This window comes from Acinetobacter sp. UBA3132 (assembly GCF_002364825.1).
GTDB classification, from domain to species: Bacteria; Pseudomonadota; Gammaproteobacteria; order Pseudomonadales; family Moraxellaceae; genus Acinetobacter; species Acinetobacter schindleri.
The window spans coordinates 1-25,417 of sequence record NZ_DEZM01000012.1; the positions used below are offsets into that span (position 1 = coordinate 1).

Annotated in this window: 23 protein-coding genes; 8 read left to right on the forward strand and 15 right to left on the reverse strand. The window is 43.5% G+C overall.

Annotation, left to right across the window (positions count from 1 at the left end):
• Positions 1 to 475 precede the first annotated feature (475 nt).
• Entirely contained in the window at positions 476 to 1,258 is a 783-nt protein-coding gene (gene yaaA, locus B4033_RS00410) for a peroxide stress protein YaaA (RefSeq protein ID WP_076753795.1), read from the reverse strand.
• 124 nt (positions 1,259 to 1,382) lie between these two features.
• On the opposite strand from yaaA, the gene B4033_RS00415 reads away from it, so the two are divergent.
• A complete protein-coding gene (locus B4033_RS00415; protein ID WP_273798779.1) occupies positions 1,383 to 2,012 on the forward strand; it encodes an alpha/beta hydrolase in 630 nt (209 codons plus the stop codon).
• 42 nt (positions 2,013 to 2,054) lie between these two features.
• On the opposite strand, the gene B4033_RS00420 is transcribed toward B4033_RS00415, so the two are convergent.
• The 4 genes from B4033_RS00420 to pheA all read right to left on the reverse strand — a co-directional run bounded on the left by B4033_RS00420 (position 2,055) and on the right by pheA (position 7,037).
• Positions 2,055 to 2,420, reverse strand: a complete 366-nt coding sequence (locus tag B4033_RS00420; RefSeq protein ID WP_004892531.1) for a hypothetical protein — start codon at positions 2,418 to 2,420, stop codon at positions 2,055 to 2,057.
• Between the two features lie 100 nt (positions 2,421 to 2,520).
• Entirely contained in the window at positions 2,521 to 4,767 is a 2,247-nt protein-coding gene (locus B4033_RS00425) for a bifunctional prephenate dehydrogenase/3-phosphoshikimate 1-carboxyvinyltransferase (protein ID WP_286831069.1), read from the reverse strand.
• A 3-nt stretch (positions 4,768 to 4,770) separates the two neighbouring features.
• Positions 4,771 to 5,862: a histidinol-phosphate transaminase gene (hisC, locus tag B4033_RS00430; RefSeq protein WP_071320644.1), complete on the reverse strand. Its 1,092-nt coding sequence runs from the start codon at positions 5,860 to 5,862 to the stop codon at positions 4,771 to 4,773.
• A gap of 65 nt (positions 5,863 to 5,927) precedes the next feature.
• A complete protein-coding gene (gene pheA / locus B4033_RS00435) occupies positions 5,928 to 7,037 on the reverse strand; it encodes a prephenate dehydratase (protein WP_004892523.1) in 1,110 nt (369 codons plus the stop codon).
• A 485-nt stretch (positions 7,038 to 7,522) separates the two neighbouring features.
• Here pheA and B4033_RS00440 point away from each other — a divergent pair, with 485 nt between their 5' ends.
• Positions 7,523 to 8,041, forward strand: a complete 519-nt coding sequence (locus tag B4033_RS00440) for a DJ-1/PfpI family protein (protein ID WP_286831073.1) — start codon at positions 7,523 to 7,525, stop codon at positions 8,039 to 8,041.
• A gap of 82 nt (positions 8,042 to 8,123) precedes the next feature.
• Here the strand turns inward: B4033_RS00440 and B4033_RS00445 are convergent, their stop codons facing one another.
• Positions 8,124 to 9,266 (reverse strand): acyl-CoA dehydrogenase family protein, encoded by a 1,143-nt coding sequence (locus B4033_RS00445; protein WP_286831076.1) that lies wholly within the window; start codon positions 9,264 to 9,266, stop codon positions 8,124 to 8,126.
• A gap of 168 nt (positions 9,267 to 9,434) precedes the next feature.
• A complete protein-coding gene (locus B4033_RS00450) occupies positions 9,435 to 10,778 on the reverse strand; it encodes a dicarboxylate/amino acid:cation symporter (protein WP_004892515.1) in 1,344 nt (447 codons plus the stop codon).
• A 414-nt stretch (positions 10,779 to 11,192) separates the two neighbouring features.
• On the opposite strand from B4033_RS00450, the gene B4033_RS00455 reads away from it, so the two are divergent.
• Entirely contained in the window at positions 11,193 to 12,194 is a 1,002-nt protein-coding gene (locus tag B4033_RS00455; protein WP_004815366.1) for a glycosyl transferase family protein, read from the forward strand.
• A 58-nt stretch (positions 12,195 to 12,252) separates the two neighbouring features.
• Here the strand turns inward: B4033_RS00455 and B4033_RS00460 are convergent, their stop codons facing one another.
• Complete coding sequence (locus tag B4033_RS00460; RefSeq protein WP_004815365.1) at positions 12,253 to 12,525, reverse strand: YeaC family protein; 273 nt, start codon at positions 12,523 to 12,525, stop codon at positions 12,253 to 12,255.
• Between the two features lie 3 nt (positions 12,526 to 12,528).
• Positions 12,529 to 13,431, reverse strand: a complete 903-nt coding sequence (locus B4033_RS00465; protein WP_004815364.1) for an NAD(+) kinase — start codon at positions 13,429 to 13,431, stop codon at positions 12,529 to 12,531.
• 226 nt (positions 13,432 to 13,657) lie between these two features.
• On the opposite strand from B4033_RS00465, the gene mrcB reads away from it, so the two are divergent.
• Both mrcB and B4033_RS00475 read left to right on the forward strand, forming a co-directional pair.
• On the forward strand, positions 13,658 to 16,051 hold the full coding sequence (gene mrcB / locus B4033_RS00470) for a penicillin-binding protein 1B (RefSeq protein WP_004815363.1): 2,394 nt from the start codon (positions 13,658 to 13,660) through the stop codon (positions 16,049 to 16,051).
• 13 nt (positions 16,052 to 16,064) lie between these two features.
• A complete protein-coding gene (locus B4033_RS00475) occupies positions 16,065 to 16,604 on the forward strand; it encodes a tetratricopeptide repeat protein (RefSeq protein ID WP_048881043.1) in 540 nt (179 codons plus the stop codon).
• Positions 16,605 to 16,633: 29 nt separating this feature from the next.
• Here B4033_RS00475 and B4033_RS00480 read toward each other — a convergent pair whose 3' ends face one another.
• Positions 16,634 to 17,533 (reverse strand): NUDIX domain-containing protein, encoded by a 900-nt coding sequence (locus B4033_RS00480; RefSeq protein ID WP_286831082.1) that lies wholly within the window; start codon positions 17,531 to 17,533, stop codon positions 16,634 to 16,636.
• 142 nt (positions 17,534 to 17,675) lie between these two features.
• Here B4033_RS00480 and hemP point away from each other — a divergent pair, with 142 nt between their 5' ends.
• The gene (hemP, locus tag B4033_RS00485; protein WP_004815360.1) at positions 17,676 to 17,846 is read left to right on the forward strand and encodes a hemin uptake protein HemP; all 171 of its coding nucleotides are present in this window, start codon (positions 17,676 to 17,678) and stop codon (positions 17,844 to 17,846) included.
• Between the two features lie 96 nt (positions 17,847 to 17,942).
• Here the strand turns inward: hemP and B4033_RS00490 are convergent, their stop codons facing one another.
• The 4 genes from B4033_RS00490 to B4033_RS00505 form a co-directional block, all read right to left on the reverse strand.
• Complete coding sequence (locus tag B4033_RS00490) at positions 17,943 to 19,253, reverse strand: sensor histidine kinase (RefSeq protein ID WP_286831084.1); 1,311 nt, start codon at positions 19,251 to 19,253, stop codon at positions 17,943 to 17,945.
• A gap of 7 nt (positions 19,254 to 19,260) precedes the next feature.
• Entirely contained in the window at positions 19,261 to 19,926 is a 666-nt protein-coding gene (locus tag B4033_RS00495) for a response regulator transcription factor (protein WP_071320635.1), read from the reverse strand.
• Between the two features lie 118 nt (positions 19,927 to 20,044).
• Positions 20,045 to 20,407 carry a NirD/YgiW/YdeI family stress tolerance protein gene (locus B4033_RS00500; RefSeq protein WP_076753802.1) on the reverse strand — a complete coding sequence of 121 codons (363 nt, stop codon included), beginning with the start codon at positions 20,405 to 20,407 and terminating at the stop codon, positions 20,045 to 20,047.
• A gap of 103 nt (positions 20,408 to 20,510) precedes the next feature.
• Entirely contained in the window at positions 20,511 to 22,268 is a 1,758-nt protein-coding gene (locus B4033_RS00505; protein WP_286831087.1) for a GspE/PulE family protein, read from the reverse strand.
• A 227-nt stretch (positions 22,269 to 22,495) separates the two neighbouring features.
• Here B4033_RS00505 and B4033_RS00510 point away from each other — a divergent pair, with 227 nt between their 5' ends.
• Positions 22,496 to 23,755 carry an MgtC/SapB family protein gene (locus tag B4033_RS00510; protein ID WP_103799914.1) on the forward strand — a complete coding sequence of 420 codons (1,260 nt, stop codon included), beginning with the start codon at positions 22,496 to 22,498 and terminating at the stop codon, positions 23,753 to 23,755.
• Positions 23,756 to 23,798: 43 nt separating this feature from the next.
• Here B4033_RS00510 and tsaA read toward each other — a convergent pair whose 3' ends face one another.
• Positions 23,799 to 24,506, reverse strand: coding sequence for a tRNA (N6-threonylcarbamoyladenosine(37)-N6)-methyltransferase TrmO (gene tsaA, locus B4033_RS00515; protein ID WP_286831096.1), 708 nt, complete (start codon positions 24,504 to 24,506; stop codon positions 23,799 to 23,801).
• Positions 24,507 to 24,611: 105 nt separating this feature from the next.
• Between tsaA and B4033_RS00520 the strand changes: the two genes are divergently transcribed.
• Positions 24,612 to 25,391, forward strand: a complete 780-nt coding sequence (locus tag B4033_RS00520; RefSeq protein WP_286831090.1) for a ferredoxin--NADP reductase — start codon at positions 24,612 to 24,614, stop codon at positions 25,389 to 25,391.
• Positions 25,392 to 25,417: the final 26 nt, after the last annotated feature.

The window sequence follows — 25,417 nt, forward strand, 5'->3', positions numbered from 1 at the left end:
TCCCTGAGGAGCATGCTCCGCAAGCCTCCTTATAGGAGGGAATTCCCTTTATAGGGATTCAAAAATGATTTATGAAAGAACCCTATAATTAAAATTAATTATAAAAATCTTAAATAAATATCTATTTCCAGTGAATATTTAATTTAAATGAACTCTAATTTCTTTTAAATAAAAGATGAGTAAAATTGAGTTTCTTACAGCCTTATCTATAAATTTTTCTAAATCAATTTGTTCTGACCCATCATCAAATGGTATCGATAAAGGCTTTTATGTTTTAACCACCAACTCTCCCATATTTGCCGTTCTACTTTGAAATAGACTAAATTTTATCCTTTAAAATTAATGCTCCTTTTTTGTAGCAGAATTCTTATCTGTAAAAAGAAAAAGTTCATTTTATGCGCCTTTTTAATGCTTAATTATTCATATATAAAAAAAAGATCACCCACAGGTGATCTTTTTTATTAAATAAGACTACCTAAGCAGCGAGTTGTTCATCACGCTTGAACACCAGCTCACCTTTAAGAGAACTCTCTGCATCAAAGTAGTACCCCTCAGTATTAAAACCTTTCAGATCCTCTACGCGATCAATCTGGTTTTCAATAATAAAGCGTGCCATCAGGCCACGTGCTTTCTTGGCATAAAAGCTAATCACTTTATATTTGCCATTTTTCTGATCCAGAAACACAGGCTTGATGATTTCTGCCTGGATTTTATTTTCCTTCACAGATTTATAGTATTCATCAGAAGCAATATTCACCAAAAGTTCTGAATTCGCCGCTGCAAGATCATAATTGATCAGCTCAGTAATGGTATGTCCCCAGAATTCATACAGGTTATGACCACGAGAATTGGCAAGTTTTGTTCCCATCTCTAATCGATATGGCATCATCAGATCCAATGGACGTAACAAACCATATAAGCCGGACAGCATACGCAGATGTTCTTGGGCATAGCTAATATCATGATCTTTTAGATTATAGGCATCCAGACCTGTATAAACATCGCCCTTAAAGGCAAAAATCGCCTGTCGTGCATTTGACAGATCAAACTCTGGCTGCCAGTCACGGAAACGCTCAACATTAAGATTGGCAATTTTTTCACTTACCGACATCAGGCTGGAAATTTCTGTTGCTGACAACTTGCTGGCAACTTCTATCAATTCCTGGGAATGTTCCAGCAATCTTGCTTGCGTATGCTGATCTGTTGGTAACGATGATTCGTAGTCGAGGGTCTTTGCAGGGGAAATTAATACGAGCATAGCCAACCTGGTTAAAAAGTGATTAATCAAACTATATCAGTCGAGTTATTTTAATTCCAATTCATGTTTTTACTTAATACAATCGTTAAAATACGCCTTTCTCCCCTGATTTATCGATTTTCCTATGTCCGAGCAAATTTTCCTTCAGGGTCCTGTGGGACAAATTGAAGTTTTTGTGGATTATCCTCAGGGTGAAGTGAAAGGATTCGCGGTTGTTTGTCACCCCCATCCATTGCAAGGCGGTACACCACAACATAAAGTTCCAGTATTGCTGGCACAAATGTTTTTAGAGCGTGGTTGTGTTGTCTATCGTCCAAGTTTCCGTGGTTCTGGTCAAAGTGATGGAATACACGACGAAGGCTATGGTGAAACTGATGATGTACTTGAAGTGATTAAATTCGCTCGTACTCAACATATTGGCTTGCCATTCTATGCAGGTGGCTTTAGTTTCGGTGCACATGTCATGGCCAAAAGCTATGCCACGCTACCTATAGAATTACAGCCTAAACAGACGGTTTTATGCGGTTTACCAACCGCCACCGTAGCAGGTTTACGCCACTACGTAACACCGCATATTAAAGGTGACATTCTGTTCCTGCATGGTGAAGACGATGATGTAACCCTGTTGTCGGATCTGATTGAATGGGCTAAACCACAGCGTCATTTGTTGACCATTTTACCAGGTGCCAATCATTTCTTTACTGGTTACCTCAAACAGTTGCGTATTGCGATTACGCGCTTTTTAATGCTGTAAAAAATTCCATAATTAAAAAAAGCGGCTCAATGGCCGCTTTTTTTAATTTTTCCATTCGAATTCACTAAAGCTTTCTTGCTCCTTGAGTGAAGCTTCTACGGCCTGTGCCAGTTGATTAAGGAGGCTTTGTTCGGTAATCCGATCCAGCCAGTCTTGTTCTTCATCTGGATAAGATACAATCTCACAGACAAAATGCCCTTCACTGTCACGACTTTCACAACTCACCGAAAGTGGCAATGCGTGTTCATCTACTGCAACAGCAACCTGTCCACCACTTTGTGGCAGGGTTTGAAAGCCATATTTTCCGAGTTCATCAGCAAGAAATTGCGCGACATACTCTTGGGTCTCACGACTATCCTGTAATTGCTGTTGGCTTTGAGTATTGGCAATAAATTTTAATTTTCGCATCGCTACATCCAAATGGCTTTTTTCTTGTATGGGTTTAGCATAAGCCAATATAAACAAAACAGCCAAGCAAAAGCTTGGCTGTTTCACATAAATTTAAGGATTATTCTGTCACTTCAATCGCCAGACCAGCCTGAGACGTCAGTTCAGTAAAGGTTGGGAAGCTGGTGGCGACTGTTTCAGTCCCGACAATCTTGATTTCACCTGAGTTACGCAGACCTGCAATCGAGAAACTCATTGCGATACGGTGATCATGATGCGATTCAATTTCACCACCGGTAAAGATTGGTGACCAGTCACCTGCCTTGCCTTTACCTTCGATGATGATGCCATCATCAGTCGGCGTGCAGTTGATGCCCATGGTTTTTAGGCCATCTGCCATAACTTGAATACGATCCGATTCTTTGACACGCAGTTCAGCCGCACCCGTCAGGATCGTTTGACCTTCCGCACATGCCGCTGCAATAAACAATGCCGGGAATTCATCAATTGCCAATGGCACCTGATCTTCAGGCATATGAATACCTTTTAAGGTACGAGTACCACGAATGCGAATGTCTGCAATCGGCTCACCACCTGCAATACGTTCGTTTTCAACCGTAATGTCCGCACCCATCTGTTTCAGGATTTCGATCACACCGGTACGGGTCGGGTTAATACCTACAGCTTCTAAGGTCACATCCGAGTTTTCAGTAATCGCGGCACCAACCATAAAGAAAGCAGCAGATGAAATGTCTGATGGGACTTGGATATTGGTACCGACCAATTTTCCGCCACCTTGCAGTGAAATCCGGTTACCTTCAGTTTTCACTTCATAACCAAAGGCACGCAGCATACGTTCAGTATGGTCACGTGTTGGTTCAGGCTCAGTCACCGAAGTTTCACCTTCAGCCCAAAGACCTGCCAGTAGAATCCCTGATTTCACCTGTGCCGATGCCATTGGCAAGTCGTACTGGATTCCTTTCAGGTTTTGATTGCCTGTAATAGATACCGGCGGGGTACCACGTTCACCTGTGGTTTGAATCTGTGCACCCATTTCACGCAAAGGCTTGGCAATACGCTCCATTGGACGCTTGGACAGTGAAGCATCACCCGTCATCACTGAATCAAATTTTTGTGCAGCCAACATACCGGACAGCAAACGCATTGATGTACCTGAGTTGCCCATATACAGCGCAGACTGTGGTGCTTTAAGGCCGTGCATCCCCACACCATGAATCGTCACTTCACCATTTTTAGGACCCTCAATGCTCACGCCCATATCACGGAAAGCTTGCAGAGTCGCTAAAGCATCTTCCCCTTCAAGGAAACCGGTCACATGCGTTGTACCTTCAGCGATAGCACCAAACATGATGGAACGGTGTGACACAGATTTGTCACCTGGCACGGTAAATTTGCCCTGGAATTTCTTGGCACCCGGCTGAATGGTAAATTGTTGTGTCACTTGATTTTTCTCCATGAAAGGTTTCTTGGCGAGCATATGGTTGAAATGCTGGCGAGCTGCCTGCGCATGTCCCAGTAAGCCCATCAATGCTTGGGAATCTTCGTCTTCAATCAGCTTGCGGATAATTTCCAGCTGAGCCTCAAAGCCATCTACAGCATTCAGAATTGCTTTTTTGTTGGCAAAAAAGATGTCATGCCACATTTGTGGATCACTGGCTGCAATTCGGGAAAAGTCCCGAAAGCCGCCCGCAGCATAACGAAAAATATCTAAATTGTCTTCACGCTTGGCCAGTTGTTCGACCAGGTTAAAGGCCATCAGATGCGGAAGATGACTGGTATGCGCCAGCACTTCATCGTGCTTTTCCACATCCATACAAATCACTTCCGCTTTTGCCGCCTGCCACAGTTGAATCAGTTTATCGACTGCCCACGCTGCACTGGTTGGCAACGGCGTCAAAATCACCTTATGATTGGCAAACAGATCAACTTTACCAGCATGCACACCCGTATGTTCTGCACCGGCAATCGGATGACCCGGTACAAAACCTGTAGGTAATGCATCACCAAACACAGCCTTGGCTGCATCTACCACATTCCCCTTTGTGCTACCCACATCGGTAATAATGGTACCTTCAGCCAGATAAGGCTGAATCGTTTCCAGTACTTTTTGCGTAGCACGTACGGGTAACGCCAGGACGATGAGGTCTGCACCTTTGACAGCTTCTACAGGATCTGCATAACCTTCGGAAATTAATCCCAAGGCTTTGGCATCTTCCAGCGTTTTTTGCGAGCGGGTCGATGCCACGATGTCATTGGCTAAATGTTCAGCCTTAATCACACGTGCCAGACTTGAACCAATCAGTCCAAGTCCAATAAAGGCAACTTTTTCAAACAGTGGCTGCGACATAACTTAAGCTTTTGCCTCTAAGCCAAGTACTTTGCCTAGTGCAGCAAGGAATTTGGCATTTTCAGCTTCGGTACCAATCGATACGCGCAAGTGGTTAGCAATACCCACCGGACGCACAATCACACCTTGCTTTAATAAACCATTAAAGGTTTCAGCAGGATCTGCTTGAACATCGACTAAAATGAAGTTGGCACGTGAAGGCACATAGTTTAGACCTAGAGCTTTAAAACCCGCTTCCAGTTGAGCCATACCTGCCTTGTTCACTTCACGAGATTTCTCGATGAAGGCTTCATCTTTCAGTGCAGCAACTGCAGCCACCATCGCTAAATGGTTCACGTTAAATGGTTGACGGATACGATTTAAATAGTCAGTTACTTCAACCGATGCCAATGCAAAACCAACACGCAGTGCAGCCAGACCATAACACTTAGACAAAGTACGGCTGACAATCAGGTTAGGATACTGCTTCAAGAATTTCAAGCTATTGAAGTTTTCCGGGAAATACTCCACATACGCTTCATCCAGCACTACGATCACGTTTGCAGGCACTTTCTGCATGAACGCTTCAAATTCAGCTTCTTCAAACCAGGTGCCTGTCGGATTATTTGGATTGGCAATGAAGATTAACTTAGTGTTGTCTTTAATTGCAGCCGCCATCGCCTCAAGATCATGCGAGAAGCCTTTTGCTGGTACTTCAATCGCTTCAGCATGGATCGCTTGAGTTACCAGAGCATATACTGCAAATGCATGCTGGCTGTAAATCACAGAATCGCTTGAAGAAACGAATGCGCGGGCAAACATTTCCAGTAAGTCGTTTGAACCGTTGCCCAAAGTAATCTGGTCATGATTAAAACCAAATTGTGCTTTGATCTGGTCTTTCAGGATAAAACCACCACCATCTGGATAACGGCCAATTTCCGCCAGTTCCGCAGCCACTGCTTCTTTGACTTTATCTGAACAGCCCAACGGGTTTTCATTTGAAGCAAGTTTCACAATATCAGTGATCCCTAACTCACGTTCAAGTTCACTGATTGGCTTACCTGGCTGGTATGGCTTTAACTTTGAGATGCCTTGATTGGCTGGCACGAACGACATTTTATAATTCCGATTTACGTGTGAAACAGTGGTCAGCACCCTCGCACTGACCACAAATGGCTGACTTAAAGTACAGCTTGAGGATATGAACCCAATACGCGAACTTCTTTCACCAATGGGCGAATTTCTTCAATCGCAGCTTTAACATGTTCCTGATCAATATGACCTTCCAGATCGATAAAGAACACATAAGCCCATTTTTCAGGAAGTGCAGGACGAGTTTCAATACTTGTTAGACTAATGTTGTGCTTGGCAAATGGTGCAAGGATCTCAAGCAATGCACCGGCGCGGTCATGCGCTGACACCAGCAGTGAAGTTTTGTCATTACCGCTTTGTGGCACTTTCTCGCGACCAATCACCAGGAAACGTGTGGTGTTTTCCGGATTGTCCTCGATATTGCTGTGCATGATCTCAAGATTATAGATGTTCGCAGCAATTTCTGAAGCAATTGCAGCAGAATGCCATTCATTCTGAATACGGCGCGCTGCTTCAGCATTTGAACTGAGTGCGACACGCTCAACACCTGGATAATGGGCATCTAACCATTTACGGCATTGTGCCAAAGTCTGCTGATGCGCATAAATCTGCTTGATACTGTCTTTACGGGTATTTTCAGAGATCAGGAACTGGTGATGAATTGGCAATTCCACTTCACCAATCACATTGAGATGCGAAGTTTTGAAACAGTCTAAAGTATGGTTCACCACACCTTCAGACGAGTTTTCAACTGGTACCAGACCATAATGCGCACTTCCCGCTTCCACTTCACGGAACACTTCATCAATGGTTGGCAATGGACGTACTACAGCATCATGCCCAAAATGTTTCAATACTGCTGAATGCGTATAGGTACCCACAGGCCCCAGGAAAGCAATACTTTGTGGTGCTTCGAGCGCTAAACATGCCGACATGATTTCACGGAACAGACGTGCCATGGTGGTATCAGACAGTGGCCCCTCATTACGTTCCATAACATTACGCAAAACCTGCGCTTCACGTTCAGGACGGTAAAACAGTGGATTCTCTTCTGAAGCAAACTTTGCTTTTGCTACAGCTTCTGCCAAACGCGCACGGCGATTAATCAATTGCTGGATTTGCTGATCAACTGAATCGATATCTTCACGAATCTTAGCCAAATCAAGAGAAGTCGTAGTGTTTTGATCGTCGTTGATCATTGTTATGTCGCCCTTCATAAACCGTAACTGTTTCAGTATAACAATAGTAAGCTTTCAAATGTTACGCAATATGACTTTGTCTTTTAAAAGTCAGTTATTTATGCGTTGCCTAATCACTCATCGCATCTGCAATGTTTAGTAACATTTTCCACAGCGTATTCAGCAAAAGTTACATTATCAAATTGTAAAGTTTGCGTTTGCATCTTAACTGATTTTAGGATGGATGAATTATCATTATTTCTTAATCTATATAACGATTTTAACCATAAGAAAAATCATGCAAAGACTTAAAATTCAGCAATAGAAAGACGTTGCTAGATGATCAATAGTTCATTTTAAAATTACCGCTCAACCTCCTGCACATATGCTTTTTTTACTTGTTTTAACAGAGCTTTTTACATTTAAAATGTATTTATTTACAAAGCAGGGACGATTTTTAAACCTTATCCCGCTAGTCTGTTCAAAACTTAGACAGGAGCAAATACATGCCAAAAAGAATAGCTGTGCTCGTCACTCATAACTTTGATGATCAGGAATATTTTGAACCTGTAGAAGCCTTTCGTGCTGCCAGTCACAGTATCTGCAATATTGACCATGAAGCTGGAAAGATCATATATGGTCAGAAACATACAGCTTCAGTGACTATAGATGAAAGTATTGACCAGATCTGTGTCGATGATTTTGACGCATTACTAATTCCAGGTGGAGAATCTCCCCTGACCTTCACTTCAGATGCTGTCGTTCTAAAGTTGATTCAGGAATTTAATGCAGCCAATAAAACCATCTTTAGCATCTGCGATGCTTCATTATTACTCGGTGCAGCTGACGTGCTGAAGGACCGGATTATTACCAGTATTCGTGACCATGCGCACTGGCTGCAAGATGCAGGCGGTCGTTATTATGATGCAGAACTGGTCAATGATAATAACCAGTTGATCTCTTCACGTGCACCAGACGATTTACCTGTGTTTATTGATGAGTGCCTAGAAGTATTAAGGTCTTAAAATATGAAAAATGTCATTTGCTCCCTTACATAAAAATGAGCCCTTATAGGCTCACTTTTACTTTATAGCGAATGAAATACTTTTATCGACCTAATAGGCTACGTGCCACGATTTCTTTCATGATCTCGTTCGTACCACCATAAATCCTTTGGATACGCGCATCGACAAAGAAACGGGAAATCGGATATTCAGTCATATAGCCATAGCCACCAAACAGCTGTAGCAAATTATCCGCAATTTTCATCTGCATGTCAGTTGAAAAACTTTTTAAGGCTGCTGCAGTTTCAACATTCAGCTTACCCTGCATATACAAATCAACATTCTGGTTATAAAACGCCGCTGTTGCCAGTTCATCAATCTTGGCCTGTGCCAGCACAAAGCGAGTGTTCTGGAATTGGCCCACTGCCTGGCCAAAGGCTTGACGTTCTTTGACATAGGTCGTGGTGATATCAATTGAACCACGAATCGCGCCCAAAGCCGTAGCCGCAATCGCAGTGCGCTCACGTGGCAGTTCTTGCATCAGGTATGAAAAGCCTTGGCCTGGTTGACCGAGTAACTGATCTTTTGGCACTTTGACATTATCAAAGAACAGCTCAGAGGTATCTTGTGAGTGCAGGCCAATCTTGTCCAGATTGGTGCCTTTCTTGAAACCTTCCAGATGAGTATCTACTAAAAGCAGTGAAACACCTTTGGCACGTGCCTGTGGATCGGTTTTTACAGCCAGCACCACCAGATCGGCATGCTGACCATTCGAAATAAAAGTTTTGGAACCATTTAACAGATAATGGTCGTCCTGCAAAATGGCACTGGTTCGAATTGCCTGCAAGTCAGAACCGGCACCTGGTTCAGTCATACCGATGGCACCGACCACCTCACCAGTCACCATTTTAGGCAGCCAGTATTTTTTCTGTTCTTCAGTGGCGATATGCAGGATATAGGGTGCAGCAATATCCGAGTGGCATGACAAACCAATAGAGAGTGCACTAAACCCTGCACGTGCCGACTCTTCAAGCAGCATTAAGGAGTAATGGGTTGGCACACCATAGCCACCATATTCTTCTGGAACATCCACACAAAGAAAGCCATTTTCACCCAGCGCATTCCAGACTGAACGTGGAATCTTGCCCTCACGTTCCCATTGCTCATAGTGCGGTGCAATCTGTTCGCCCATAAAGCGTTTAAAGTTATCGCGGAATAATTCCAGGTCTGCATCATATGCCAGCATTGTTCTATCCTTGTGGTGTTTATCATTATATTTCCACAGACAGGCTAGCGATTTTTAAGGTCAGTGTCATGCGCTAATATGATTTTTTTTCAAACTTTACAGTCAATTTATTTTAATAAAAATTTAAAAAAAGGAAGCCGAAGCTTCCTTTTTTTAAACAGACTGAAATCAGTGAGATTTAACGCCTTCTTGCTGCATTAATTCATCAATTTCTGCCGGATTGTTTAATGCATAATCCAGTTTTTCTTTGTCAAGCTGACCGACCCATTTTGCAACAACCAGAGTCGCCAATGAGTTGCCGATCAGGTTAGTCAAAGCACGTGCTTCAGACATGAAACGGTCGATACCCAAAATCAGTGCCAAGCCCGCTACCGGGATATGACCTACTGCAGACAGGGTTGCAGCCATTACGATAAAGCCAGAACCTGTTACACCTGCTGCACCTTTAGATGAAATCAATAGCACAAGAAGCAAGGTAATCTGATGAGATAGATCTAGCTGGGTATTGGTCGCCTGAGCGATGAAGACTGCCGCCATAGTCAGGTAAATAGAAGTCCCGTCCAGGTTGAAAGAATAACCTGTTGGAATGACCAGACCGACTACTGATTTTTCTGCACCTGCCAGTTCCAGCTTTTTCAGCATACGCGGCAATACAGATTCAGAGGATGAAGTACCCAGTACAATCAGCAATTCTTCGCGGATCAGACGGATCATTTTCATGATACTAAAGCCGGTAAAACGTGCAATCGAACCAAGAATAATGAAAATAAACAGGATACAGGTGATATAGAAGCACAGAATCAATTGACCCAGCTGCGCCAGTGTACCGATACCATATTTACCGATCGTAAATGCCATGGCACCGAACGCACCGATAGGTGCAAGTTTCATGATCATGTTCACGATGTTAAAGAATACATGTGAAATCTGGTCAATGAACTTCAGTACTGGCTTACCATTATCACCCAGCTGATGCAGGGCAAAACCAAACAGGAGAGCAAATAGCAGTACCTGAAGGATTTCCCCTTCAGCAAATGCACCCACTACCGTATTTGGAATGATATTCATGAAGAAATCGATGGTCGATTGAGACTCACCTGATGCAACATATTTCGAGATACCTTCCGTATCCAGAGTTGCTGGATCAACGTTCATACCAACACCAGGTTTGGCAATATTGATCACAAGCAGACCGATCACCAAGGCAATCGTCGACACGATTTCAAAGTATAGTAAAGCAATACCACCTGTCTTGCCGACAGATTTCATGCTTTCCATACCTGCAATACCACTCACTACCGTACAGAAAATTACTGGTGCGATAATCATTTTGATCAGGCGGATAAAGCCATCACCCAATGGTTTCAGCTGTTCGCCCAAACCAGGAACATATTGTTCAGCACCATTGATAATTTGCGTACCGCTTGGTGAGAAGTGACCCACGAGGATACCGGCAATAATGGCAACAATCACTTGAAAATAAAGTGACTTATAAATAGGTTTTTTAGCCATGACCTTAGTTCACAATATACTTCTAACAAGAAGCAATATTCAGTTTTCACTTATTTAAGAAAATAAGCATCCAATACTTCATTGCCTTAAACAAAAAAGTGCTTACGTATCAAGAAATTAATCTGATACCGAAAATAGATTGTGTATGTACGTTTAACAATTACAGGAACACCGCTCTTCAGCAGAAGTTAGTGCATTGATCAGGAGATGAAGCAAACACAAAAAATCAAGAGAAATTTTAACCGCTTTTTAGACTTTTGTTTAACCCAAAATGTTAAATTTGTCTAAATAATAATCAATATTCCTTAGACTATAGTCTTATAAAACCATAATTCTTCTGCAAAATAAGAAGGTGAAATACCAATATCAGCGTAAAATATGCCAATACTTGATAAACATGATTGATCTATCCCTATGACCACAAAGCGAAATATTTATAAAGATGCTGAACATCCTTTTGCCCAGTTTATTCGTATTATTGGTAAAGGAAAGAATGGTGCACGCTCGCTCAGTTATGATGAAGCCTATCAAGCTTTTAGTATGATCCTGAAAAATGAGGTGCTGGATGTGCAGCTAGGTGCCTTCCTGATGCTACTACGAGTAAAAGAAGAATCCGTCGAAGAACTGGCAGGTTTTGTTCAGGCAACCCGGGATCAGCTTAATTTTAAAGATCTGGATGTAGACTTGGACTGGTCATCTTATGCTGGCAAGCGCAAGCATTATCCATGGTTTATCCTGTCTGCCCTCACCTTGGCCAAGCATGGCTATAATATTGTCATGCATGGTGCAGCTGGGCATACTTTGAATCGGGTTTATACTGAGCAAGTATTAGAATACCTAGGCTATTCTATTTGCCACAGTGAGGTTGAAGTCGAACAGCAGCTGCAAGAAAGACATTTTGCTTATCTGCCTTTAGATGTGATTTCACCTATCCTGGCTGAGCTGATCGGACTGCGAAATGTTATGGGTTTACGTTCTCCTATTCATACATTGGCGCGCCTGATTAATCCATTCAATGCCAAAGCGACTTTACAGGCCATTTTCCATCCGGCTTATCGTGGTTCACACCAGCGCGCTGCTTTTCAGCTCGGTTATCAAAATAGTGCTGTGATTAAAGGTGAAGGTGGCGAGTTTGAACGTAACCCTGATGCCAAAACCTTAATTTGTGGTATCAAGAATGGCGAACTGTATGAACACGAACTGCCTAAACTGACGGACAATCGCAGTCCGATTGAAGAAGAGCTGAATCTGGCTGTATTTAAAGAAGTCTGGGATGGTCAACGTTCGCATGAGTATGGCGAAACCGCAGTGGTTGAAACTATCGGTATTGCGCTATATACCATGGGCAAATGTGAGAGCTATGAAGCAGCGATGCAGAAAGCTAAAGAACTCTGGAATACTCGTCTTTCGGTTTGAACAAAATCATTTATTTCAGACATTAAAAAGACCACGTTTGTGGTCTTTTTGGTTTCAATTAAACGAAACGAATGGGTCTGAATTCCGGTTCATTCTTGTGATGATCATCATCACATTCTTCACCTTCTTCTTTGGTACCGCGGTCGATATAACCACTACGTTCAGTTTCAGGCAGATGTTTAATTTCCCAGGCATACACGGCTTGCATACACGTCTGACGCTGCTCTTCCGTCAATGCCACACCGTTCGGCCATTTACCAATTTCAATCGCAGTACGCAGTCGGTCTACAATCTCAGGATTGAGCATAGAGAGCATTTGTTCAATATTCATGATTTAATCCCGATTCTGATAATCAAAGTCTTGGTTCCAGCCGAGCTTGGTCCGACACGCCATATAGAAATCATAACCCGGTGGATGTAAAAGTTGCAGTTTAAATGGGTGTTTACGAATATGAACCGTATCTCCCACATTCAAAGAAATGCTGTGCTGTCCATCTGCGCTGACCATCGGCATCACGCGATTTTTACGGATCACCAGCTTAATCTCACTATGTCCTCCAACCACAATCGGTCGGGATGACAGGGTATGCGGATGCATGGGTACCAGCACAATCGCATCCATACTTGGATGTACAATTGGCCCACCACCAGAAAGTGCATAGGCAGTTGAGCCTGTTGGTGTCGACACGATCAGACCATCACTATGCTGACGATAAACATATTGTCCATCAATATTCAGCTCAAAGTCGATCATGTGCACGGATTTACCAGAATGAAGTACGACATCATTCAGGGCAATCGCATCATGGATAATTTCGCCTTTAGACCGGATTTCCAGTTCTAACAGGAAACGTCGCTCAAGCTGGAATTCACCTTTAAGGACCTGATCCAGCTTAAAAATGACTTCTGTCGGCTTGATATCCGTCAGGAAGCCCAAGCGGCCACGGTTCACACCGATGACAGGAATATTATATTTGACCAGTGCCCGGGCAGCATGCAGCAATGAACCATCACCACCAACCACAATGACCAGATCGACCACCTCACCAAGCAAGGCGCGGCTTACTGTCTGGGTATTTTCATAAGGTACCAGCGCAGCGGTATCTGCATCAAACACTGGATGCAGGCCCACGTTCAACAAATGATCATGAATAAGACATAAGGTTTCAACTACTGAAGATTTATCAGGACGTCCTACTAACCCGATATTTCGGAATGTCTTATGTGAAATTAGCACCAGTCTCGTCGCTCCGCTACGAATCGCTCCTATAATAGCATTAAGCTCTGGCTCGTTGACAATTTTCCCTGGTTTTTATGTATAAGTAGAGCAAGTTAGAAATAATATTATGCAGACTAAGTGTATTTTTTAATTGATATTTTTTAACCAATTTCTCTTTAAATATTGCAAATTCCCTAAAAGCTTCGCATGATTAGCAGAATTTTACAGACGCTTATCATCATTTATGAAGTATGAACGTGGTTTGGGGTTTATTGCCTTAATCTTTTCCGTTTTGGTCATTTCAGCTTTTGTTGCCTTTAGTATCTATCTGATTCGTCTAGATAATATTGTACGTGACAAATTTGAAGGCCAGCGCTGGGACATTCCTGCGAAAGTCTTCGCACGTCCGATGGAAATCTATGTCAATGCACCTGTCAGCCAACAGGATCTTCAGGAAGAGCTCAAACTGCTTGGATATAAGAGTGCTGAAAGCTATACCAAGTCCGGAAGTTATGTGACTTCTGGTAATACTTTATATGTACATACCCGTGGTTTTGACTTTGGTGACCGGGTTGAGCCTGAGCAGATTTTAAAAGTCAGCTTCAATGGTGAACAGATTAATGACGTAAGTGCCACCAAGCCCTCCACGTCCGGAATTGCCCGTTTGGAACCTTTATTAATTGGCGGGATTTACCCCCAACATAATGAAGACCGGGTACTGATCAAGCTGAATAAAGTACCTAAATCTTTGATTGAAGCACTGATCGCCACCGAAGACCGTAATTTCTACCACCATCATGGTGTATCTCCACGCGGGATTGCACGTGCAGTGGTCAGCAATATTACCGGCGGTAAACGTCAGGGTGGCTCGACTTTAACCCAGCAGCTGGTCAAAAACTTCTATTTAAGTCCAGAGCGTACGTTAAAACGTAAAGTCAATGAAGCCTTTATGGCGATGTTGATTGAATTGCATTATGACAAGGATGAAATCCTTGAAGCCTATTTAAATGAAGTGAATCTGGGCCAGAATGGTAATTATTCTATTAATGGTTACGGTCTGGCTTCCCAATTCTATTTTGGTCTGCCGTTGCGCGAATTAAATATTTCCCAACAGGCATTTCTAGTTGGTCTGGTACAAGGTCCTTCCCTCTACAATCCATGGCGTAACCCTGAAACGGCGAAAAGACGTCGTGATATTGTGCTGAACAATATGCTGGTTATGGGTTATCTGACCCAAGAGCAATATGAAACCGAGAAGGCACGCCCTCTCAATGTCATTACAAAACCAACCCTGGGTCCAGCACGTTTTCCTGACTTCTTGGATATTGTGCGTCGTCAGCTGCGTACCGAATATCAGGAAGGTGATATTACTAATCAGGGCCTACGCATCTTTACCACGTTGGATCCATTGGCACAGACCCGTATTCAGCAAAGCTTCAAAAATACAGTAGCGAACTTAAGCAGATCAAATCCGAAACGTTTAAAAGATTTGCAAGGTGCGGTGCTGGTCACTCATCCAGAAAATGGTGAACTGGTTGCTGCAGTTGGTTCGACCCAGGACTTTACCGGCTTTAACCGTGCCTTGGATGCCAAGCGTCAGGTGGGTTCGTTATTAAAACCTGTGATTTACCTGACCGCAATTGAATCAAACCGTTACCATTGGGGGAGCCCGATCGAAGACAGCGAGCTAAGTATTAAAACTGATGGCAAGACCTGGACACCCAAGAACTATAGTGGCCGCCCGCATGGTGTGGTTCCAATGTCTCAAGCACTGGCAAATTCCTATAACCTGTCCGCGGTACGTTTGGCGCAGGAATTCGGTATGTCAACCTTTATCAATCACCTGAAGAAATTTGGTGTGACTTCTGATATTCCGTCCTACCCTTCCATTTATCTGGGTGCGGTAGATATGTCACCTATGGAAGTGATGAGTCTGTATGGCAATTTTGCAACTGGCGGTTTTAAATATCCGGTCAAAGCCATTCGTTCCGTGGTGGATGCCAATGGTCGTCTGGTCGATCGCTATGGCCTGACGGTTCAGCCAACCATTGATCCGGCTTATGCCTATATCCTGAACAATGGTTTACAGCAGGTCATGAGCAGCGGTACCGGTCAATCTGCTTATAGTACCCTGCCACGTAATCTTGGTCTGGCTGGCAAATCAGGGACGACCAATGATACCCGTGACTCATGGTTCGCAGGCTATTCTGGTAATTACCTAGCTGTGGTCTGGTTAGGTCTGGATGACAATAAGATTACTGGTTTGACCGGATCATCTGGTGCGCTACCGGTATGGACCAGTGTCATGAAGCAGCTACGCCAGAAGCCGGTAAATCTGCATCAACCAGGTGAGGTACAATGGCAATGGGTCGATCGCGCGACAGGTCATTTGTCTGCTCAAGGCTGTGAAGGTGCCATGTATATTCCACTGACTCGTCACAGCATGCCAAATCAGGCTACTGCTTGTGGCGCATCGCATTATGCCCCTGCCCCACATACGATTGATTCAGAAGAACCTCAAGGTTCTGACGATCCAAGCGATGAAATTGGGATCTGGATTGAAGAAACTGAAACGGAAAACCAACGTGATTCTTTACAAGATACACGTATCATCTCAAGCGGTAGTTATTCACCCTAATTGAGTGAGATATATGTTTCAAAAAATCCTGATTGGTTCAATTTTAGTTGCTTTAGTCGGCTGTCAGTCCATACAGCAGGAACCATCTGCTCCAGCCAAGCCTGCACCTGAAAAGCCACGGGTGCAGAAATCTGATGGCGTAGTGATTACGCCTTATGATCATCCTGAAATCAAACGTCAAAAAGTGGTCGTGCCGCAGCAGAAACCTAAACCACAGCAGTTTGATGATGGCCGTCAGTTACCTGCTTTCAAGAAATTGATGCAGCAGACTCAGACAGCGTATAAAGCACAAAAGTTTGATCAGGCTGAAGCCTATGTTACCCAGGCACAGCGAATGGCACCACAGTCTCCTGAAACCTATCTGTATTTAGGGATGCTGGCGAACCGCAAGAATAAACCCGCCAATGCGCAAGCGTTTGCGCAGCGCGGCCTTAGCTATGCCCAAAGTAATGCTATGAAAAAGCAGCTCTGGCAGGTAATTCTTAAAGCTGGTCAGCTGCAGAAAAATCCACAAACCATTCAAAAAGCACAGAAGGCATTAAGCGCTCTTTAAGCTATAATTACTTTTAGTAATTAACTTACTTATATCCCGCGAATGCCTGCGATCCCGTAGGCATGATGGGATTGAGCCAGACTCAAATCATCTTTGTTCATTCCACCAAGTGCATACACAGGAATCTGAATCTGTTTGGCAATCTGCTCAAAGGCAATCCATCCCAGTGGCTCTACTTCTGTATGAGTCGCTGTTGGAAGCACAGGACTCAGAAAAATTGCTTCACAGCCCAGCTGTTCTGCCCGTTGTGTGGACGCATGATCATGACACGCCGCAATATAGCGTTTCCCTATAACCAGATCACTGGTACTTAGTTGATTCAGCTGTGCCTGTTTAAGATGTAAAGTCTGAATACTCTGTTGCTGTTGTTCATCCAGCAGCAGATATAAGTCATGATTAATAATCAATTGGGATAATTTTTCTAACGGCAGGGTTGCCAATTTCTCGGCCTGTTCTGCGTTGGCGTCAACTCGCCAATACAGCATTTGCGCTTTGTCGAGCTGATGCAGATCTGCCAGATCACTGCTGATTTTAATCATCTGTGGCCATAACAGTTTTTTTAAAATCACCGCATTGGCTTTCGGAAAATTCAGCTGCTGTAACTGCTCGCGGCTATACCACTTCCAGGGTTGCTGAATCTGGGCTAACTGTGCTTCAGCTACACTGGCATGGAATAAATGCAGATGCACAATCACATCTTCATATTCATGACGAATAAAATCGAAAGGATGCCAAAGCTCGATATCAATACCGACTTCTTCCTGGATCTCACGACGGCAGGATTGCAGCGGTGTTTCACCTTCTTCTACTTTGCCGCCAGGGAATTCATGTTTATTTCCCTGATGCTGTTTCGCTTCCCGCCAGCCAACCAGAACCTGATTTTGGTGAAATAACAAGGCAATCGCGACATGAATATTTGCTTTAGACATACGAAGATAAACTGGCTGGAAATATTACAAATTGTAAGTGATAGCGGATTTTTTAGGAATTGAAAAATTTAGGCGTTGACAGCTCTATTCGATAATGATTATCATTTAAATCAATCCAAGCACATACCACGGAGTCTATGGAATGAACGCACCTTTTAGCCTGTTTACACGTAACAATGACGCTCATCATGCATTACCAATGCTGCATTCAAATAACCTGTTTGCTCTCGGACGTGAAATTCGCATCATGCATGCCGGTGAAGAATACCGCCTACGCTTGACCCGAAATAATCGTCTCATTCTCACTAAATAAATAAAATAACTCACACAATAATAAACGTGGTCATCAGCAGTATGAATCAGCGCGTACTGCTTCTTTTCTTATTTGGTCTGTTTCATGATTCTAGATCTAAAAGCGCAATACGACTTTTAACCCGCCAAGATCAGAAGCCATAAATTGAATATCACCATGATGCAATTGCATGATTTTCTGGCAGATAGATAATCCCAGGCCTGATCCTTGCGTTTTAGTGCCCAAAGCGCGATAAAAACGCTCACCCAGTCGCTGTAAAGTTTCCTCAGAAATTCCCTCTCCTGAATTTTCAATCACCACTTCTGTTTTATCCGCCTGATGCTGGCACTGGATCAGAATTGTACCCGCAGACGGCGTATATTTGATGGCATTGTCGATCAGGTTTCGCACGCAACTGAAAATGAGTTCGGCATTCCCTGAAATATCAGCATGATTTAGCTCAAGTTTTAGGTCCAGCTGTTTCTCTTCTATGAACGGCGTGAGTGTTTTTAAAGCATCCTGAATAAGCTCAGGCAAATCTAACTTTTGTTGTGGCAGGTTATGATTTTGTTCAGGGTCCAGTCGAGCCAGCAGCAAGAGGTTTTCCAGAACCTGAGTACCGCGACTGACATCTTTTTGAATCTGCGCCAGATCCTGAGACAATGTCTCATGAGTCTGATATTTGCGTTTTAACACCTGCAGGCGCATTTGAATCGCTGATAAGGGTGAGCGTAGTTCATGCGAAGCATCTGCAGTAAAGCGCTGTTCTGCACTTAGGGACTGCTCTACCCGAGCCAACATCCGGTTTAACTGACTGACAATCGGTTGTAGCTCAGCAATTTGCGGTTCGGGCGATTGAACCGGACTTAGATCCTGGGCGGACTTGGAGGCAATATCCTGTGAAATCCGGTTAAGTGGCTTTAACTGACGTTTAATCAATAGATGTAGTAACAACCATTTCACTAGCCATAATATTAGAAGGATTAAACCAAAACCTAAAATACTATTCCAGATCTGTTCAAAGCGTATAGATACTGGCTGTATGACCTGAACTTTAAGTCCATTATCTTCAGCTATCAAAGTTCGTAATAACTGTCCATCTTCAAAATAAAAATGTAGGCCTGATTGATAACGTAACTGATGTTGCAACAGATTGTTCTTTTCGGAAGTGGTTAGCTGGTCCCGATCCAGCCAAAGTCGATACTGGATCTCAAACTCTTCACTGATATCATCTACATTGTGACCTTGGGACTGAGTCACATCGCCAAGTAACAGTTCCGCAATATCTTCCATCAGTTCATCATGAATTTGCATAGACTGATAGCCAGAAATGCCCAGCAATAACAACCAGGCCAGACAGCCCGCCAGAATGGAACTATACATGGCATTCTTGATCAGCTTGTGTTGCAGTGAAATCACCTGAGCCATGATTGATCTACCCTTCAGCTTTATGCATACGATAACCCAGCCCACGTATGGTCTTGATCATCTGACTGCCAATTTTCTTGCGTAGTTGATAAATAAAAACCTCGATGGCATTACTCTCAATTTCATCCCCCCAGGCATAGAGGGATTCTTCCAGCTGTTCCCGGGTCACTACATGCTCTGGCTTTTGCATCAATTTATGCAAAATCTGAAACTCTTTGGCCGTTAAGTTCACCACTTCACCTGCTTTAGTCAGAGTTTTAGCCTGTATATCCAGCTGCAGATCTTCCCAGGTCAGCACATGGCTCAGATTTTTTTGCTGCAAGCGGATCTGGGCACGAATTCGTGCAGACAATTCTTCCAGGCTAAAAGGTTTGACCAGATAATCATTGGCACCTAAATCAAGTCCTTCTACCCGGTCATCAATACTGTCTCGAGCAGTAATAAAAATAACTGGCGTATCTTTCTGCAGTTTACGTAGCGTCGTCAGAATCTGATCCCCACTGGCTCGCGGTAAACCACGATCCAGTAAAACACAGTCATACTGATGCTGTTCAAGCGCCAGAATGGCATGGTCCCCACGCTCAACCCAGTCAATTACATAGCCATCCATTTCCAGCCAGGTCTGAATACTTTCTGCCTGTGAGGTATCATCTTCCGCCAAAAGAATACGCATGCTGAATCCCCCTTATTTTCAACATATAATCATGAATTTTAAATAAAAAAAACCACATGCTTTTTGTAATATTGCATGTGGTTTTCTCTAGTCAGGTCATTAGGCTATCGCCAATGCCTTAATTGAAACGCACTTCATCAACATCAATTTCAACACGTTTCGCGGGTTTGTAATCGATATCTACTTCACCAATAATGGTTACTGATGTTTTGGCAGAAATCGGTTTGCCTTGCCATAACTCATCATCAATTTCGACATTGATGCTGCCTGTGTTGTCACGGAACTGATATTTTTCGTCGCCTACTGATTTCACCACATGACCTTTGATTTGTACCTTGCTGTCATCTTTCATGGTGAGTGCTTGTTTTACAGTTACGGTTTTGGCAAACGCGCTTTGGTTTACTGTACTTTCTGCCATAGTCGCAGTTGTTGCTGAACCAATAAGTGCCACTGCTACAAATGCTTTGGTCATATTTTTCATATTCAGTACCTTTTAGGCTGTCTTGTTTCGATGAAGCTATTAAAACAGCTGAAGATGAATTGAATCTTAAGAAAACTTTATTTTCAAAAATGGGTTTTAAAAATTAATTCAGTGGCACTACATGTAGTACTTCCTCTAGCGTGGTGACACCTTCAATGACTTTTCGTGCACCCGCAATTCTAAGTGGCTCTACACCTTCTTTTTTCGCCTGAGCACGTAACTGGTTCAAGTTGGCATCTGCGCCAATCAGCTGTTTGGTTGCCAAACTCAGTGGCATAAACTCATAGATCCCTATACGCCCTTTATAACCCGTATGACGACACTCCTCACAACCTACTGGACGGAACACAAATTCTGGACGGGCCAATGGATAATCTGCTGCTAAATGCTGCCATTCCTGCTCATCCATAAAGCCTTCTGCTTTGCAGTGTGGACACAACTTACGCACCAGACGCTGAGCCAATACACCGAGAATCGTTGCAGCAGTCAGGAACGGTTGTACCCCCAGATCATGCAGACGGGTTAAACTCGACGGTGCGTCATTGGTATGTAACGTGGATAAAACCAGGTGACCTGTCAAGGCAGCCTGAATTGCCATATTGGCAGTATCCTGATCACGAATCTCACCGACCATGATGATATCTGGATCCTGACGCATTAATGCCCGTACACCATCGGCAAAACCCAGATCAATTCCGGTATTCACCTGCATCTGGTTAAAGCTTGGCTCCAGCATCTCGATCGGATCTTCAATGGTACAGACATTGACCTCTTCGGTCGCCAGCTGCTTTAAAGTTGAATACAGCGTAGTCGTTTTACCCGAGCCTGTAGGTCCAGTCACCAGAATGATGCCATGACTATGACTGGTCAGCGTGTTCCATTCATTCAGCAAATGCCCTTCAAAACCCAGTTGCTGGAAGCTGCGTACCAATACTTCCGGATCGAAAATACGCATTACCAGTTTTTCACCAAAAGCGGTGGGTAAGGTCGATAAACGCAGTTCCGTTTCCTGCCCTTTAGGCGTACGGGTTTTTAGACGGCCATCCTGTGGCTTGCGCTTTTCTGCCACATTCATCCGGCCCAGAATTTTAATACGTGAAATCACTGCAGTAAGCGTATTGGCTGGCATTTTATAAATGGTATGCAGCACGCCATCAATACGGAAACGGATTTTCCCGGTATCTTTGCGTGGTTCCATATGAATATCACTGGCACCCTGTTCAAAGGCAAACTGTAATACCCAGTCCACCAGTTTAACAATATGCTGGTCATTGGCATCTGGATTTTGCGAATCACCGAGCTGTAAAAGTGCTTCTACACCCTTATTTTCACGGTCATAAGCCGAGGATTTTTGTGATCCACTGACAGCACGACTAACCTGATAATATTCGACAATATATCGCTGCAACTGTTCCGGATTCAGTAGCACCCGTTCAATACGGCGCGGGCTAACATTCTGCTGTAGATTCGACACCCATTCCATTTTATAAGGCTGATCGGTAGCAATCAGGATTTTGTCTGGCTGGATTTCAACGGCGAGAATACGGTTACGGAGTGCGTATTCCTGCGACATTACTGCGGTAAGTGCCTGAACATCGGCTTTTAAAGGATCAATAATATAAAATGGCAGATTTGTTTTTTCTGACAGCCACTGACATAAACGGTTTAGGGTAAGTGTACTTTGGGGATGAGAGCGGTCGACCAGATTAAAATTGGCAATCCACTGTAAAGGATGCCATTTCAGCTGTTCACGCTGACGATGCGTCGTCTGTACCAGCATACGGTCTCTATCACTGATCTTACCGTCTTTAAAAAGTTGCTCCAGACACCACGCGGTATCAATTTCAAAGTCAAATTTCATTGTTATAGGCCCCTAAACATGCCTTCACTATAACAAGTTTTTGCTATTTTTCGCATTCTCCTGCTGTGTCTTCTGGCTGTTTCTGCTAGCTGGTGCCAATCTTTAGCGTTACCAATCTTTTCACCTATCTTATCTCTCACATTTCTCTCTTGTTCATCCTCTAGCTTATGGCCTATATTTTAGAGATACCTTTGAAAATAATTACTTATTCATAGCTGAGGCCGGATATGGATTTTAGCGCAGTGCCCATGAATGACAGCTCCTTTCAGGAACTGCTCACTATCCTGACTTCAGCATTGGGCTGTGGCTTATTGATAGGCCTGGAACGAGAACGGCATAAACAGCGGGAGCAACAGCCAAGCTTTGCCGGCTTACGTTCTTTTGCTATCTGCGCCCTGTTGGGAGCTATCTGTTTTTTATTCGGAATAATCACTGGCCTGGTGGGTGCACTGATTATTGGTGGCATGGTCATTTCCTCTATCCGAAATCAGCCGGATGATCCTGGAATTACCACCGAACTTGCTTTTGTGATGGCCTATTTTATTGGGGCAATCTGTCTGTGGAATATTCCGCTGGCTGCCGGACTTGCAGTACTCATTACCGTCATTCTGATGGCCAAACATTCCATGCATAATATTGCTGGAAAATGGATTACTGAAGCTGAATTCCGGGATGGTTTACTGTTACTGGCATTGGTCTTGATTGGTTTACCTTTGACACCCGATACACCGCTATGGGGCAAGGTGCTTAATCCCTACCTGATTCTGAAACTCTTAACTTTAATTTTGGTGGTACAGGCGCTAGCGCATATTGCCAAACGCTTACTTTCTACAAAAAATGCCCTGATGCTTTCTTCCATTGCCTCTGGTTTTGTTTCCAGCACAGCTACAGTAGCCCAATTGGGCCTACAGGTTCGTAAAGGTGAGATGGATGCCCGATCTAATGCGGGTGCCGCACTCATGTCCTGTATCTCGACTTTAGTACTGCTGTTCATTGTGGTCGGAGGCGTATCTTTTAGCTGGCTTAAAATTATTTTGCTTCCTTCCCTAGTGGCAATGGCCATTCTGGCTGGCTGTGCATTTCTATTGCTGCGTAAAGCCAAACCGCCAGAAAATTGTGAAAAAGAAGAAGATAGCCGGATGTTTAGCCTGAAAGAAGCGGTCATCATTGCAGTCACCTTGACGCTGATTCAGGCTGCAATTTATGGGCTGGAACTCTTACTCGGCGATGCTGGCTTGCTGGCAGGGACCCTGCTGGCTTCACTATTCGAGATTCATGCAGCCATGGCCAGCGTGGTCATTCAGGGTGACCCGAGCAATACCCGGCTAATTCAGGCCCTGCTCATAGGCCTTGCAGCCCATGCTTTAGCAAAATCTGTAAATTCCGGCCTGTCAGGTGGATTCAAATATGCGATGTATTTTGTCCCTGTACAGATTCTACATATGGCAGTTTTGATCGGAATTTTGTGGTGGACGCTAAAACTTTAGAATGATTTGAGCAGAAAGTATAAATACCCTAGCCCTTTAGCCATCATTCAATCTCTACAATCAGGACAGAAGTTTCATTTACAATAAATTTGATATTGAAATCTGCAAAGTGCATACCATAAATTCGCTCCGGATCCTCCTGATAGGCTGGACGTGGATCAAGGGATAAAACCTGTTCAAGTTCCTGAATGGTCTGTACAGAAATTTTTCCATTTTCTAGCAATTGCTGCTTTTGCTGCTCTGCTTCATCACTCCAAATAACGGTTTTACGTTGTGGCTCCTCCTGAGCATAACCGCTCTGCGCTTCCATCACAGCATCAGAATAACGAATATAAGGTTTAATATCGACAATCGGAGTACCATCTAAAAGATCACTGCCCGTCACATAAACACGGACTGTTTTGCCAACTTTTTTCACTTCTTTCAGCTTGACCACGGATAAACCAATCGGCGAAGGACGATACATACTACGTGTCGCGAACACCCCTATTTTCTGGTTGCCACCTAAACGTGGTGGGCGTACCTGTGGATGAAACTTGCTGTTTTCCTGATTTTTATTGTCATGGAACTGCCAGAGCAGCCATAAATGGCTAAACTCCTCAATTCCCTCAAAAGCCAGCAGATCATTATAAGGCGCCTGCATTTCAATATAGGATTCTACTTCCACCAGATTAGGTTGACGTGGAATACCAAATTTTTCTTTATAGGGAGATTTCATTATACCGATTACAGGTATAGTCAGTTCAGTCATCATCACTTTTTTTGATAAGCTCAATTAAATATATTCAGTTTATCGAGAATGAATTTGGTTTAGAATAGCAACCTGTTCTAATTTGATAACTTATTGAGACCTTTAATGGCTGCTTTTAACGTCGAAAAGATTACTCACGTCCACCATTGGAATGACACATTATTCTCTTTTAAAACGACTCGTGATACTGCATTACGTTTTAAAAACGGTCAGTTTGTGATGATCGGCCTTGAGGTCAATGGTAAGCCTTTAATGCGTGCATATTCAATTGCAAGTGCAAACTATGAAGAAGAACTGGAATTCTTCTCGATTAAAGTTCCAGATGGTCCACTGACTTCTATTCTGCAAAAAGTAAAAGTTGGCGATGAAATCCTGGTTTCTAAAAAACCGACAGGTACACTGGTTCTGGATGACCTGAATCCTGGTAAGAATCTGTACTTATTGTCTTCAGGTACTGGTCTCGCACCTTTCCTGTCGACTATTCGTGATCCTGAAACTTATGAGCGTTTTGAAAAAATCATCGTGGTTCACGGTACGCGTTTCATTTCAGAACTGGCTTATCAAGATTTAATCCTGAATGAAGTACCAAATCATGAATTCTTCTCTGAGTTGGGCGCAAAAGAAAAACTGATTTACTACCCAACCGTTACTCGTGAGGAATATCCAAACCAAGGCCGTGTAACGACAGCAATTGAAACTGGTGAACTGTTTGAAAAAATCGGTCTGCCACGTTTTAACCCTGAAACTGACCGCGCAATGCTATGCGGTAGCCCAGCCTTCCTTGATGACGTTGCTGCCCTTCTTGACCAACACGGTCTGAAAGAATCTCCACGTATGGGTGTTCTAGGCGATTATGTAATTGAACGTGCGTTCGTTGAAAAATAAGATGCCTTGAATCTAAAAAACCGGGC